The following is a 14066-nucleotide window of genomic DNA, read 5'->3' as shown; positions in this document are numbered from 1 at the left end:
AGAGCGTGAAGCGCGACGACAGAAGACAGGCGATTATAAACCTTCTGATCGAAAATCAGGCCGTCGACCTCGACGATCTGGCGGATCGGTTTGCCGTATCAAAAATGACGATCCATCGCGATCTGGATTCGCTGGAACATACCGGCGTGCTGCGCAAAGTACGCGGCGGCGCGACAATCGATACCGGCACACAATTTGAAAGCGATTTCCGCTTCCGCGAACGGCAGGACGGCGAAGCGAAGCAGAAAATGGCCCGCGCCGCGCTTGAGCTTGTTGAACCCGGCATGACGGTGATGATTAATGACGGCTCCATGGCGGCTGTCCTTGGCGGCATGCTTCTGGAAAAGCGCCCGCTGACAGTCATCACCAACAATGCCGTCATCATCGATGAACTGAAGGGCGAGAACGGGATCAATCTGATTGCGCTCGGCGGAACCTATTCAGCCAAGTTCAATGCGTTTTTCGGCATCCTGACGGAAGGGGCCCTGTCGCATCTGAGCGCCGACATCGCCTTCATTTCCTCGCCTGCAGTCAATGGCAAGCTCGTCTATCACATGGATGAGAATGTTGTTCGCACCAAGCGCGCGATGACGGCATCCGCCGCCCGCACCTGCCTTCTGGTCAATCACCAGCGGTTCGGACGCCCTGCCCTGCATGTCATGGCTGATCTTTCCGATTTCGACGCGATCATAACCGATGCCTCCCCCGACGCGACCGTACTGGCCGATCTTGAACAGGCGGGCATTGCACTGACCATCGCTGACGACTGCGCATAAACCTAGAGGACGAAAATCGAGCATGACAAAATTCTGGATTGGCACCAGCTGGAAGATGAACAAGACGCTGGCCGAGGCCCGCATTTTCGCCGAAGCCTTGAAAGCTGCCGATGCAAGCCGCTCGACCGACATTCAGCGTTTCGTCATCCCGCCCTTTACCGCCGTGCGCGAAGTGAAGGAAATCCTGTTCGGCACCTCCGTCAAGGTCGGCGCGCAGAACATGCATTGGGCCGATCAGGGAGCATGGACCGGCGAGATTTCGCCGCTGATGCTCAAGGACTGCAATCTCGATATCGTCGAACTCGGTCATTCCGAGCGCCGTGAACATTTCGGTGAAACCAACGAAACGGTCGGCCTCAAGGTCGAAGCTGCGGTGCGCCACGGCCTGATCCCACTCATCTGCATCGGTGAGACGCTGGAAGACCGCGAAAGCGGACGCGCCGCGGAAGTTCTTGAGGAAGAAGTGCGCGGTGCACTTTCCAAGCTTTCCGGTGACCAGAAGCAGGCGGAAATCCTGTTTGCCTATGAGCCGGTCTGGGCCATCGGCGAAAATGGTATCCCGGCATCGGCGGAATATGCCGATGCGCGCCAGGCGGAAATCATCGCGGTTGCAGAAAGCGTACTCGGTCGTCGTGTGCCTTGCCTCTATGGCGGCTCGGTCAATCCGGGCAATTGCGAAGAGCTGATCGCTTGCCCGCACATTGACGGGCTTTTCATCGGTCGCTCGGCATGGAACGTCGAAGGTTATCTCGACATTCTGGCCAAGTGTGCCGCCAAGACTCGAGCTAATTAAGGAGCAATATGATGAAAGTAGCAGTAGCAGGCGACAGCGCCGGCGAAGGTCTGGCCAAGGTTCTCGCCGATCACCTCAAGGATCGCTTCGAGGTTTCGGAAATCTCGCGTACAGACGCTGGCGCAGATACATTCTACGCCAACCTCTCCGACCGCGTGGCTTCCGCCGTTCTCGACGGCACCTATGACCGCGCCATCCTCGTTTGCGGCACCGGCATCGGCGTATGCATTGCAGCCAATAAGGTTCCGGGCATCCGCGCCGCGCTGACGCACGACACCTATTCGGCAGAGCGCGCAGCGCTTTCCAACAATGCCCAGATCATCACCATGGGCGCCCGCGTCATCGGCTCGGAAGTAGCCAAGACCATTGCCGACGCCTTCCTTGCTGAGACCTTTGACGAAAACGGCCGTTCGGCTGGCAATGTCAACGCGATCAACGAAGTTGACGCGAAGTACAACAAGGGCTGATTATTCAGTTTCTTGAAAACAAAAAAAGCGGCCATCAGGCCGCTTTTCTTTTGGCTTATAGCAGGGCGCTAAGATGCTAACGCATCACGCCCTGAAGATGCTCAATCGCCGCACGGGCTTAACCAAGTCTCAGCGAGACTTGGTTTAACAGCAGAATTTAGCTGAACTTCGGGTCCAGAGAACCATCGCGATAGCGCTTTGCCATTTCGGAAAGCGGGATCGGACGGATCGAGGCAGCATGACCGGCAGTGCCGAACTGCTCGAAGCGCTCCTTGCAGAGCTTGGTCATGGCAGCCATTGCAGGCTTCAGGTATTTGCGCGGATCGAATTCGCTCGGATCTTCCTGCAGGACGCGGCGGATCTGGCCGGTCAGGGCCATGCGGTTGTCCGTGTCGATGTTGATCTTGCGCACGCCATGCTTGATGCCGCGCTGGATTTCCTCAACCGGAACGCCCCAGGTCGGCTTCATCTTGCCGCCGTACTTGTTGATGATTTCCTGCAGCTCTTCCGGCACAGAAGACGAACCATGCATGACAAGATGCGTGTTCGGCAGCTTGCGATGGATTTCCTCGATCACATTCATGGCGAGCACGGAACCGTCCGGCTTGCGGCTGAACTTGTAAGCGCCATGCGACGTGCCCATGGCGATTGCCAGTGCATCGACCTTGGTTTCGCGCACGAATTTCACGGCTTCGTCCGGATCGGTCAGAAGCTGGTCGTGCGACAGCACGCCTTCCGCGCCGTGGCCGTCTTCTGCATCGCCCATGCCGGTTTCGAGCGAACCCAGAACGCCGAGTTCCCCTTCCACCGAGATGCCGCCGAGATGCGACATCTCGCTGACCTGACGCGTGACTGAAACATTGTAGTCCCAGTCGGCAGGCGTCTTGCCGTCAGCCTTGAGCGAACCGTCCATCATGACGGAGGTAAAGCCTGCCTGGATGGCGGTCATGCAGGTGGCGGCTTCGTTGCCGTGGTCCAGATGCACGCAAACCGGAATATGCGGATAAATTTCCGTCACCGCATCCATCATATGACGGAGCATGATGTCGTTTGCATAGGAACGCGCGCCGCGCGAAGCCTGCAGGATCACCGGCGCATCGGCGGCATCCGCCGCTTCCATAATGGCAAGCGCCTGTTCCATGTTGTTGATGTTGAATGCCGGGACGCCGTAACCCTTTTCAGCGGCGTGATCGAGCAATTGCCGCAGCGTAATGCGCGCCATTTCTAGCCTCCTAGAGCGCATCCCGAAAAGTGTGAAACGGTTTTCGGAACAAGATGCGCGTAAAAACAAATGGATGGAGCATTTCCAATGCTCCAGACGATGTCAGATCAGGTTATTTCGCGAAGTATTCGCCAAGGATATCCACCTCTTCGGCCACGCCGAACACCAGCGCACTGCGCTCGTGATAGGATTGCGGGACGATATCGAGAATGGATCTCGAACCGTCGGTCGCCTTGCCACCCGCCTCACGGGCGAGGAAAGCAATTGGATTGGCTTCGTAGACGAGCCGCAAGCGGCCCTTTTCGTAGCCGGGGCGGCTGTCATTCACGTAAAAGAACAAACCGCCACGCTGCATGATGCGGTGCATGTCGCCCACCGCAGCACCGAGCCAGCGCATGTTGAAGTTACGCCCGCGCGGACCATCCTTTCCAAGGAATGCGTCGTTGACATAGGCCTGCATACCAGCGGACAAATGCCGCTGGACGGATGCGTTGAACGCCAGATCGGACGTGCGTTCCGGCAGTGTCACATTGCGGCGCGTGATATGGAAAATCCCGCTTGCCGGATCGAAGGTCGCGAAGATCACGCCCTCGCCGACCGAAAAGCCGAGATCGACCGAATTGCCGTAGGAAACATAACCGGCTGCAATCTGGCGGTTGCCGGGCTGCAAAAACGGCTCAGCCGTATCTGCCGGGAAAACCGAGAAAATCGTGCCAAGCGGTGCACCGAGACCCACATTGCCCGAACCGTCAAGCGGATCGATGGCAACGGCAATCAGCCCATCGGCCTTGCCTGCTACGGGGAGGTCCGCTTCTTCCGAAAGAATGGAGGCTGCACCCGCCGCAATCAGCAGCTCGACGAACAGATTGTGCGAACCGACATCAATGCACTTCTGCTGGTCCTGATCGCTGTTGACGCCGACAAGCTTGCCCGGATCGCCGGGAAGCGAACCGCGTGCAATGCGACCGGCGAGCCGCGTTGCGCCAGCAAGAATAGCCTTGATGGCGTCGGCGGTCGCAAGACGCAAGCCGTCCTTGCCAGCCCAGTTGTCGAGATAGGCGCCGACCGCTTCTGCTTCCACGCGATCGCTATCGCCCACCAGAACCAGTGGAGAAAAATTGCCAGCCATCGTCATTTGCCCTGCTCCAGCAAGAATTTGGCGCGGGCGATAATCGCCTCGGCCGTGATGCCGAATTTTTCATAGAGCACTTCAGCAGGTGCAGAAGCGCCGAAGCCATCCATACCGATCACGTCGTCTTCGCTGTCGACATAACGTGTCCAGCCGAACTTGCCTGCGGCCTCGACGGCGATGCGCGGCGCATCGCCCAGAACACCCTTGCGGTAATCCTTGCCCTGCTTTTCAAACAGATCCCAGCTCGGCATGGAGACAACCGCCGTTGCGATGCCTTCTTCTGCGAGCTTTTCGGCGGCCTTCACTGCGAGCGAGACTTCCGTGCCCGTGGCAAGCAGCGTGATCTGGCGTTCGCCCTTCGCCTCACGCAGCACATAGGCGCCGCGTGCGGAAAGGTTCTCGCCATTATCGGTGCGCAGCTGCGGCACGTTCTGGCGCGACAGGGCCAGAACCGAAGGCGTATGCGGATCAGAAACCGCCACAGCCCAGCATTCCAGCGTTTCAATCGTGTCTGCCGGACGGAAGACATGAAGGTTCGGCATGGCGCGCAGGCTGGCCAGATGTTCGACCGGCTGGTGGGTCGGGCCGTCTTCGCCGAGACCGATAGAGTCGTGTGTCAGCACATGAATGACACGCACGCCCATCAGCGCCGAAAGGCGGATGGCGTTACGGGCGTAATCGGAGAACACCATGAAGGTGCCGCCGTAAGGGATGAAACCGCCATGAACCGCTATACCGTTCATAGCCGCGCCCATTGCAAATTCACGCACACCGTAGCTGACATAGCGACCGCTCTTTTCCGGCGTGAAATCGCTGTCGACGGCAGGAACGCGGGTGAGGTTCGAATGGGTAAGGTCAGCCGAACCGCCGATCATTTCCGGCAGGGCTGCCGTCAGGCTTTCAAGCGCGATCTGGCTTGCCTTGCGGGTCGCAACATTCAGCGGCTTGTCGAGGAGGCGCTGCTTGGCGTCGTGGACAACTGCCGCAAAGCCTTCCGGCAGAACGCCGGCAATACGACGGTCGAATTCGGCGCGTTCGGTTGCAGGCAGCGTATCAACGCGCTTCTGCCATGCTTCACGTTCCGAAACGCCACGCGCACCGGCTTCACGCCAGGCATTGAGCAACGGTGCAGGGATTTCGAAAGCTTCCGCCGTCCAGCCGAGCGCCGCCTTGGTGGCGGCGTTTTCCGCGGCACCCAGCGGCGCGCCATGCACGCCACTCGTACCGGCGCGATTTGGCGAACCATAGCCGATGACAGTCTTGAGCGCGATCAGCGTCGGGCGGTCGGCTTGAGCCTTGGCGCGCGTCAGCGCCGCATCGATGGCGTCGTGATCGTGACCGTCGACCTTTTCGACATTCCAGCCGCAAGCCTTGAACTTGGCGGGAATATCGTCGGTGAAGGCGATTTCCGTGCTGCCGTCGATGGTGATGCCGTTATCATCATAAAGCAGGATCAGCTTGCCGAGGCGAAGGTGACCGGCAAGCGAGATCGCTTCCTGTCCCACGCCTTCCATGAGGCAGCCGTCGCCGCAGAACACATAAGTGCGGTGATCGACAATATCCTTGCCGAACTGGTCGGCGAGCGCGCGTTCGGCGATTGCCATGCCGACAGAGCTGGCGAGACCCTGACCGAGCGGGCCGGTGGTCAGCTCAACGCCTTCTGTATGACCATATTCCGGATGACCGGCGGTCTTCGAACCCCACTGGCGGAAGTTCTTCAGCTCATCGATGGACACATCCTTGTAGCCCGCCAGATAGAGCGCGCTGTAAAGCAGCATCGAGCCATGACCGTTGGAGAGCACGAAACGGTCGCGGTCCGCCCAGTTGGGAGCCGATGCGTCGAATTTCAGATGCTTCGAGAACAGAACGGCTGCGGCGTCAGCCATGCCGAGCGGCATTCCCGGATGGCCGGAATTGGCGGCATCGACGGCATCGATCGAGAGAGCGCGAATGCAGTTGGCGAGTTGCAGCATATCTGATACGGGCGGGGCGAAATTCATCGGCGGCAACCTCCTTGCCAAAAGCAAAGCCTTGAGCATGTCCGGCAGACGAAACCCGGTTCGGTGCCGATATGCGTAAAACAACTAAGCCAGAGCGCATCGCGCTCGTGCTGCCTGAGATTTCGCAGTCCTTTTAAGGCCAGCCTCTCAGGCACCAATTCCGGTAACACCGTTTCAAAAGCATAACAATACGGCCATAACATTATAACGATTTAAATGTGATCTTGAGTGTGATTTTTCTTTCCACACCCCTGTTTCAGGCCCTTCGGACGGGCCGAATCGCAGCTCTGGCGTCGCGACTCACCTCTCGAAACACAAAAAAGCAGCCCGTAGATCACCACGGACTGCGCTTTATAATGGTATCGAAATGAGGCGGATTACGCCCCGGCCATGCGCTGGCGTCTCTCACGCAACAGCATCGGACCGTATTCCAGGACATAAAGCCCGAAAGCACCCATCCAGAGCAAAGCCGATGCTGCGAGGATGGTATGGAAGAAATTCGGCATGACTTCCGCCAGCGGACGGATCAGCGCTGCCGCGACAAGGCAAAGATAAGCGACCTGTGTGACGGGCGAGGCAGTCAGTTCGCGCCCGGTATGGCCGCGGGTGGCCCGCGTCATGACCGCCAGCATCATGCAGCCGATTGCGCCGACAGTCACGACATGCAAGGCGGAATAGGGGTTGAGGCGATCAATGGCGGAAAGACCGATGGCGATGAAACCGAGCGGGATGAACGCATAGGCGACATGAAGAACCAGCAGCAGCTTTTCCCGCGCCACAGACCATCCCCGCCAGCGGTAAAGCCGCACGATGTGAAACAGGGCTGCGATCCACGCCAGCACCGCCGTTATCGTCTGATCAGGAGCGGCGATCCAGCCGATGCAGGCAGCCACCCCGACAAGAATGCTGAAACCGTCATAGCGGTTGAAAGACACCGGAAAGCGTGTCCGCCCCATCTTGTTGAGCCAGTTGCGGGTGAAACTTGGCACAATGCGCCCGCCAATCACCATGACCAGCAGGACATAGGCGCTGACCCCGATGCGGTTAGCCAATGCCACGTCGCCGTCGGTCAGGATCAGATAATGGAAGACAAGATTGGCAACCATCACCGTCGTCACGCCAACCAGTACCTTCAGGTTTTTCCATTGGCGCCCGGCAATGATTTCCCGCGCACAGATGAAAAGCAGCAAGGGCAGAAACAGGCTTTCGACAACGACTGCAAAGTGCACATCGATCAGGTCAGGCTCCAGAAAGACCAGCCGTCCGGCAAGCCATACCCCACAGAGAATGGCGAGCGGTGTGCCAGATACCGGCAAGCCTCCCGTCCAGTTCGGAATGGCTGTCAGCAGAAAGCCTGCCAGAACGGCAGAGGAGAAACCGAACACCATTTCATGGGCGTGCCAGTTCAACCCGCCATAGGAGCCGCCGAGCGGCATTCCGAGTGTCAGTGACAATATCCAGAAGAGCATGGCCAGAACGGCCCATATGGCTCCGCCCAGAAAGAATGGGCGGAAGCCATAGCTGAGGAGGACGGGACCGGTCATTTTCAGTCCGCGCGGCATACCTTTTTGATCGGATGGCATCGCAGCAGGTACTGCCTGCAGGCCTGGCTGTCTGGTCATGATGTCCTCGTCATGAAGCCGGTTCAAGTTCGGCTCATCGAGAGTTTTCGGTCAATCTTATTTGGCGCTCTTATTTGGCGCTGGCGATGACCTTTTCCAGCCGCTCCTGAACAATCTTCGGCTTCTTGGCCGAAACGATCTGGTCGAGATTGGCCGGGCTGTCACCGACAGCGATGAGCGCGATCATACCCATGGCATAATGCGGTGTGCACTTTACCAGATATGCGCCGGGCTGGGTAACCGTCAGCACATAGTTCTCGTTGATCTTGCTTTTGAACTTTTCGGCACCTTCAGGGATCATGTCCTTGATGGATTCGACATTATGTCCTTTGTCCACCGGAATAAAGGTGACCGTGTCGCCGGGATTGGCCTTGATATAGGCAGGCTCGAAAACCATGGCGCCCTCGGCGCCCTTGTTGAGCATATGAACTTCGATATTTTCGGCAAGAGCGGGGGCAGCCAGCATGGCGAGGATGCCTGCGGCAGCAAATTTGATCGCGATGTTACGCATTTTGTCCTGATCTCCAACGATTGGCGCACCTGCCGTCTCGGCCTCAACACGCCACGTAATGGGGTTTAGACCCGTCGCCTGCCAACCTCTTTGATCTGGATCAAACAGGTGAAGTTATTCATGATAATGACGCTCAGAATAAAACTGATTGATTTTCTGCATTCCACCATCGCACCATTTGATGTGCCCGCCAGCCCTTTTGCCGCAGCCTCCGGCCGACCTGCGCGACATGACAAGCCTGCATGCATCTTGTATGCATTCAACGAACGATACTCGCCTTCACGCCTATTACAGCCCAGCACTGCCCCCTTAAGAACGGCCCCCGAGAATTGGCAAGGAATGACAGAATGAGCGACACCATTTCGATTTCGACAGAAGAACTCGCCAGGCTTGTGCGAGAAATCCTGCACAAGGCAGGTTTCAGCGCCGATCATGCCATAGCCATTGCCAAGACGATTGTGGCGGGTGAGCGCGACGGCTGCAAATCGCATGGTGTCTACCGTATCGAAGGCTGCCTGCGCACGCTGAAGAGCGGCAAGGTCGTTGCCGATGCCGATCCGGTCGTCACGACCGATGACAGCGCCGTCGTTCGCGTCGATGCCAAGGGCGGTTTTGCCAATCTGGCGTTCGAACGCGGTACGCCTGCCCTCGTCGAGAAGGCGCGCAAGCTCGGCGTCGCGGCGCTGGCGATCAACGACTGCACCCATTTTGCGGCCTTGTGGCCGGAAGTCGAAGCACTTGCCGAACAGGGGCTTGCGGCAATGGCCATGTGCCCGAGCTATGCCACCGTTGCGCCCGCTGGCGGAACGAAGCCGCTTCTCGGCACCAACCCCTTTGCCTTCGGCTGGCCTCGCTCCGGCGATTATCCTTATGTGTTCGACTTTGCGACCAGCGTTGCCGCACGTGGCGAACTGGAACTCTACCGTCGCGCCGGAAAGCAGCTGCCGGAAGGCTGGGCCGTCGATGCAGACGGCAATCCGACGACCGATCCGGAAGCCGCCCTTGCAGGCGCGATGCTGCCATTTGGCGGGCACAAGGGATCGGCCATCTCCACGATGATCGAACTTTTGGCCGGTGTGATGATCGGTGATTTCACCAGCCCCGAAGCGCTCGATTTCCTTGGCACGACGACGCTGGCGCCGCGCCATGGCGAACTCATCATTGCCTTCGACCCTGCTCGCATGGCAGGTGGTCGCGGCAATCCGCAGGAGCGCGGCGAAATCCTGATCGAAGCGATAGCCGGACAGGGCGCGCGCCTGCCGTCGCAGCGCCGCTTTGCCGCCCGCCGCGATTCATTGGCCAAAGGCATCATGCTTACCGCTGCCGAAATGGCGCTTCTGGAAAAACTGAAGGATAAGGGTCTGGACGCCATATCCTGACCAGACACAAAAAGGCGCCGGAATTCGGCGCCTTTTTCTTTTATCTGTATGCGTTTCAGGCAGCGTATTTCGCCGCCGCACTGCCCTGCTTGAGCCAGTCGGCATACCAGGTCTGGAACAGCTTAAGCTGGGTTTCGCAATAGCCGCGCTGGCTATCGGACAGCTTGTCCGTCTCATTGAAATGCAGCTCATATTCCGGATTGCCGGTCAGAACCAGCATGTGCTTGTAGAAGAGAACGAGGTCAGGGCCTTCATCGAAGGATGACAGCACGTCCAGTGCGGCTTCCAGTTCCAGCGCCAGCTTGCGTGCCTCGACATCGCCTTTGGCGGCGGCCTTCGACAGTGCCACCAGATGCTGGACTTCCTTCGGCAGCACATTGCCGATGCCGGTGATCGCACCAGTTGCACCGCAATTGACGAAGCCGTGGAAAACGCCGGTATCGACGCCGACCATCAGGGTTACATTGTCATCGGCGCTCGTGATGTTTTCGGCTGCATAACGCATGGCTTCCGCACCGCCGAACTCCTTGAAGCCGATGAGGTTCGGATGTTCCGCACGCAGTGCGAAGAACAGGTCGGCGCGGGTCGCAAAGCCGTAATACGGGCTGTTGTAGATAACGGCTGGCAGATCGGGAGCTGCCGCAAGGATCGCCTTGAAATGGGCCTTCTGCGCCGAGATCGACGAACCACGCGAGAGAACACGCGGAATGACCATCAGGCCCTTCGCGCCAACTTTCTGCGCATGGGCTGCGTGGGCGGCAGCGATCTTCGTGTTGACAGCGCCGGTGCCGACGACGACGGGCACGCCTGCCTTGGCAAGCGCTTCAACGCCAGCCATGCGTTCCTCATCCGAGAGAAGCGGCCAGTCGCCCATGGAACCGCAATAGACAACCGCAGACATGCCCTTCGCGATCAGTTCCTTGCCTTTGCGGACCAGCGCATCGAAATCCGGCGTGCGGTCGGGCTTGCAGGGGGTCATGAGGGCCGGAATGCAACCGGAGAAAATATTAGAGGTCATAGCGTCGTTCCTTGGACGTTTTTCCTTGAGCGTTCTTCACGCGGGCTGGATCTACAATCGGTCTGCCGAACCTTGTATTGAAGTAAAATATACACTTTGTATTTTTCTTGTCGACCAAAATTTTATTTCGGGATAGGATTGCTTGACCGATGAGATTTAAACTGGTGTTAGAATGCAGTTGTGCTGCGGCAAATACACCGACAGAGGACAGACAAGATCATGGACAAAGACGACGCAAACCAGACAGCCGACCGGAAAAAGGGTTCAGGTGTCAAGCTGGTTTACGACGTGCTGCGCGACGAGATCATCGATCTTTCGCTCGCGCCGGGTAGCCCCATTGATGAAAACCAGCTGGCCGAACGCTTTTCCATGTCACGCACGCCTATACGCGAAGCATTGGTGCGGCTGGCAAGCGACGGTTTCGTAACCACGCTTCCCAATCGCTCGACCGTTGTGTCCAATATCGACTTTTTGAGCCTGCCCGCATTTTTCGACGCAGTAACGCTGATGTACCGCGTGACCACGCGGCTTGCCGCCCGCAACCGGACCGACAAGGATCTTGAGAACATCCGTGCGCATCAGGAAGCTTTTGCCCGCGCAGTCCGCTCACAAAACGCGCTGGAAATGATCGCGACAAACCGCGACTTTCACGCCGCTATTGCTGAAGCGGGTCGCAATCCGTTCTACACCACCTTCTTTTCGAGGCTTCTCGATGAAGGGCGCAGGCTGTTGCGCCTCTATTACCAGTCTTTCGCCGATCGCCTGCCCGAGCGCTACGTCACCGAGCATGAAGACATGATCCGCGCCATCGAAGAACGGGACGTGGATACCGCCGATCTGCTTGGCAAGGCCCATGGAGACCAGATCGTCTATCAGATCCGCAAGCTGATTGCGGAAGACCGTCGCGACCAGCTCGATTTATAGAGCAGCGATTCCGGCAGAAAGACCGCCGTCAAACGGCTTCCGACAGCTGCCGGGGTTCCGTCACCCGGTCGAACCAACCAAGCGTTGCCTGGCTATCAGGAGCCAGAAGAACGCCGCAATCACCGGCGAAGTCGTTCCAGCCTTCGACATAGGTTTCCCGCACCACGGTCAGCACCGGAATCTGGCGCGCATAGGCGATTTCGATGATGGAGCGGAAACCATGCCCTTCCGTCTCGCCCTTGCCGAAACGGTTGAGGATCAGCATATCGGCGCCGCTATCGAGTTCCGCCAGAAGCGAACCTGCCACATCGGCAAGGGCCGCTGGATCGAGACGACACCCCTTCGACCCCGAACCGAGCGACTGCGAGATAATCTGCGTCACGCCGGTGCCAATATGCTCGATCTCGATATCGCGGCAGCATTCATCCGTATTGCTCTCGCGGTGCTGGAGAAAGCCCGCCACGCGCAGCCCTGCCTGCCTCGCCCGATGCGCTACGCCAGCCAGAAGCTGGTCCACCGGCACATCCTTTGCGGCCAGGATGGCTGCAAGTGTCGGTTCATGGCTCATGCCTCGGCTCCCTCGTTCGACAGCAGATCGATGCCGGTAATGTCGGCATCGGCTGCGAGGATCGCGATATATTGCGACACGGCCTTCGACCAGGTGGAGGCTTCAAGCCAGCCGGCAATCCTGTCGGCAACATAGTCGAAGGGCAATTCTTCGCCCTCGATACGGCGGTCAAGCCGTACGATATGAAAGCCGAAACGGCTTTCAATCGGGGCTGGCGTTATTTCACCAGGTGTCAGGCGTTCCAGCGCCCGCTCGAATTCAGGCACCGTGCTGCCACGTGTGAGCTGACCCAGATTGCCGCCTTGCGCGCCCGAAGGACAGGACGAATATTCATGCGCAACCGAGGCGAATGTGGCAGGCGCGGCAATCACCGAGGATGCCAGATGGGATGCGGTCGTGCGGGCCTTCTCACGGGCTTGGCTGTCAGCAGGATCGGCAGCGATCAAGATATGGCTCGCCTCCAGAATAGGCGCACTGGTGAAGCGGTGGCGGTTGTTTTCGTAAAAGCGCAAGGCTTCCTCGCGTGTGGCGGAAGGCACTTCCACCTCCCGTTCGATCACCATGCGCACCAGCGCATCCTCGTCGGTCTCGCTGCGCCCTTCTGCATCCTTCTCGTGCTCGGGCACGATGCCGGTTTCCCTCGCACGCTGCAGAAGAAGCTCACGGATCGCCAGCGCCCGCGCGGCGGCAAGCAGTGCCGCGCCGGGATTTTCCGACGGATGGTTTTGAGCCTCCGTCAGAATGTCGGTTTCGTTGATCGCCACACCATTGACGGACACCGCATCGAAGACCGGGCGCGGCTTCGGCGGCACGCGCGTATCCGGCTCCTGATAGGTCGTGTAGCCCGTATTATGAGCATGCGCTCCGTGCGAATGTTCAGCTGGCTGTTCAGTTGGCTGCTTCCGGTCAAAAAGTGTCACCATGAGCCTTACTCCGCAGGAATACGCATATGCGAGGGCTGAGCCGTATGGTTGCGCTCACGCACGACCTGATAGCCCGGACGCCAGATGTAGCGCACCGGAGCGCTCAGCATATGCACAAGGCGCGTGAACGGGAACAGCAGGAATATGGTCAAGCCTAAGAAGATATGCATCTTGAAGATGATCGACGCATTGGTGATGTAGCTTGATGCAGCCGGATTGAAGGTGAAGATGCCTTGCGCCCAGTTCATGAATGTCACCATTTCGCCGCCGTCCAGATGCTGCAGCGAGATCGGAATGGTGCTGAGACCGAGCAGGAGCTGCAACCACAACAGAATGATGATCAGCGTGTCGGATGGCCGCGAGGACGCACGAACACGCGGATCGAACACACGGCGATGCACAAGCATGCTGGCGCCGACGATTGCCATCACACCGGCGATACCACCTGCCACGACAGCGAGAATCTGCTTTGCCTCATGGCTGACGCCGAGCATGTCGAAGACCCAGATCGGCGTCAGCAGGCCGACGAAATGACCGGCGAAGATGAACAACACGCCAAGGTGGAACAGAACCGAGCCCCACATGAGCTGCTTGCGCCGCAAAAGCTGGCTTGAGCCCGAACGCCACGTATAGGGCTCGCGGTCGTAACGGAAGATCGAACCGAGCACGAGCACGCTCAGTGCGATGTAGGGATAGATGCCGAAAAGAAACGTATGGAGATAAGCCATTTT

14 protein-coding genes are annotated in these 14066 nt (G+C 58.5%); 5 read left to right on the top strand and 9 right to left on the bottom strand.

The window, feature by feature from the left end:
* The first annotated feature begins 5 nt into the window (after nucleotides 1-5).
* Genes FG152_RS10465 through derI form a run of 3 tightly spaced genes read left to right on the top strand, consistent with a single transcriptional unit; the run spans nucleotide 6 to nucleotide 2036 of the window.
* Nucleotides 6-776: a DeoR/GlpR family DNA-binding transcription regulator gene (locus tag FG152_RS10465; protein ID WP_029928117.1), complete on the top strand. Its 771-nt coding sequence runs from the start codon at nucleotides 6-8 to the stop codon at nucleotides 774-776.
* A gap of 22 nt (nucleotides 777-798) precedes the next feature.
* Nucleotides 799-1569, top strand: a complete 771-nt coding sequence (locus FG152_RS10460) for a triose-phosphate isomerase (RefSeq protein WP_036587137.1) — start codon at nucleotides 799-801, stop codon at nucleotides 1567-1569.
* A gap of 11 nt (nucleotides 1570-1580) precedes the next feature.
* Nucleotides 1581-2036: a D-erythrulose-4-phosphate isomerase gene (gene derI, locus FG152_RS10455; protein WP_029928121.1), complete on the top strand. Its 456-nt coding sequence runs from the start codon at nucleotides 1581-1583 to the stop codon at nucleotides 2034-2036.
* A 157-nt stretch (nucleotides 2037-2193) separates the two neighbouring features.
* On the opposite strand, the gene fba is transcribed toward derI, so the two are convergent.
* The 5 genes from fba to FG152_RS10430 all read right to left on the bottom strand — a co-directional run bounded on the left by fba (nucleotide 2194) and on the right by FG152_RS10430 (nucleotide 8523).
* Nucleotides 2194-3258, bottom strand: a complete 1065-nt coding sequence (gene fba / locus FG152_RS10450; RefSeq protein WP_010660864.1) for a class II fructose-bisphosphate aldolase — start codon at nucleotides 3256-3258, stop codon at nucleotides 2194-2196.
* A gap of 112 nt (nucleotides 3259-3370) precedes the next feature.
* Nucleotides 3371-4393: a class 1 fructose-bisphosphatase gene (locus FG152_RS10445; protein WP_151895801.1), complete on the bottom strand. Its 1023-nt coding sequence runs from the start codon at nucleotides 4391-4393 to the stop codon at nucleotides 3371-3373.
* Nucleotides 4390-6390, bottom strand: a complete 2001-nt coding sequence (tkt, locus tag FG152_RS10440) for a transketolase (RefSeq protein ID WP_036587135.1) — start codon at nucleotides 6388-6390, stop codon at nucleotides 4390-4392. Before tkt ends, FG152_RS10445 begins: the two co-directional genes overlap by 4 nt.
* A gap of 377 nt (nucleotides 6391-6767) precedes the next feature.
* On the bottom strand, nucleotides 6768-8012 hold the full coding sequence (locus FG152_RS10435; RefSeq protein WP_029928125.1) for an NnrS family protein: 1245 nt from the start codon (nucleotides 8010-8012) through the stop codon (nucleotides 6768-6770).
* Nucleotides 8013-8082: 70 nt separating this feature from the next.
* Nucleotides 8083-8523: a pseudoazurin gene (locus tag FG152_RS10430; RefSeq protein WP_010660860.1), complete on the bottom strand. Its 441-nt coding sequence runs from the start codon at nucleotides 8521-8523 to the stop codon at nucleotides 8083-8085.
* Between the two features lie 347 nt (nucleotides 8524-8870).
* Between FG152_RS10430 and FG152_RS10425 the strand changes: the two genes are divergently transcribed.
* Nucleotides 8871-9902 carry an Ldh family oxidoreductase gene (locus FG152_RS10425; protein WP_498986399.1) on the top strand — a complete coding sequence of 344 codons (1032 nt, stop codon included), beginning with the start codon at nucleotides 8871-8873 and terminating at the stop codon, nucleotides 9900-9902.
* A 55-nt stretch (nucleotides 9903-9957) separates the two neighbouring features.
* Here FG152_RS10425 and FG152_RS10420 read toward each other — a convergent pair whose 3' ends face one another.
* Nucleotides 9958-10920 (bottom strand): dihydrodipicolinate synthase family protein, encoded by a 963-nt coding sequence (locus FG152_RS10420; RefSeq protein WP_278524690.1) that lies wholly within the window; start codon nucleotides 10918-10920, stop codon nucleotides 9958-9960.
* 219 nt (nucleotides 10921-11139) lie between these two features.
* Between FG152_RS10420 and FG152_RS10415 the strand changes: the two genes are divergently transcribed.
* A complete protein-coding gene (locus FG152_RS10415; RefSeq protein ID WP_006468363.1) occupies nucleotides 11140-11844 on the top strand; it encodes a GntR family transcriptional regulator in 705 nt (234 codons plus the stop codon).
* Nucleotides 11845-11872: 28 nt separating this feature from the next.
* Here FG152_RS10415 and FG152_RS10410 read toward each other — a convergent pair whose 3' ends face one another.
* Genes FG152_RS10410 through narI form a run of 3 tightly spaced genes read right to left on the bottom strand, consistent with a single transcriptional unit; the run spans nucleotide 11873 to nucleotide 14063 of the window.
* The gene (locus tag FG152_RS10410) at nucleotides 11873-12412 is read right to left on the bottom strand and encodes a DUF2478 domain-containing protein (protein WP_029928129.1); all 540 of its coding nucleotides are present in this window, start codon (nucleotides 12410-12412) and stop codon (nucleotides 11873-11875) included.
* Nucleotides 12409-13335, bottom strand: a complete 927-nt coding sequence (locus FG152_RS10405; protein ID WP_010660856.1) for a peptidylprolyl isomerase — start codon at nucleotides 13333-13335, stop codon at nucleotides 12409-12411. The genes FG152_RS10410 and FG152_RS10405 overlap by 4 nt, the downstream gene beginning before the upstream one ends.
* A 5-nt stretch (nucleotides 13336-13340) precedes the next feature.
* Nucleotides 13341-14063: a respiratory nitrate reductase subunit gamma gene (gene narI / locus FG152_RS10400; protein ID WP_010660855.1), complete on the bottom strand. Its 723-nt coding sequence runs from the start codon at nucleotides 14061-14063 to the stop codon at nucleotides 13341-13343.
* Nucleotides 14064-14066: the final 3 nt, after the last annotated feature.

This window comes from Ochrobactrum sp. XJ1, from assembly GCF_024701725.1.
Classification (GTDB): Bacteria; Pseudomonadota; Alphaproteobacteria; order Rhizobiales; family Rhizobiaceae; genus Brucella; species Brucella anthropi.
This window is presented reverse-complemented; position numbering and strand designations above follow the sequence as displayed.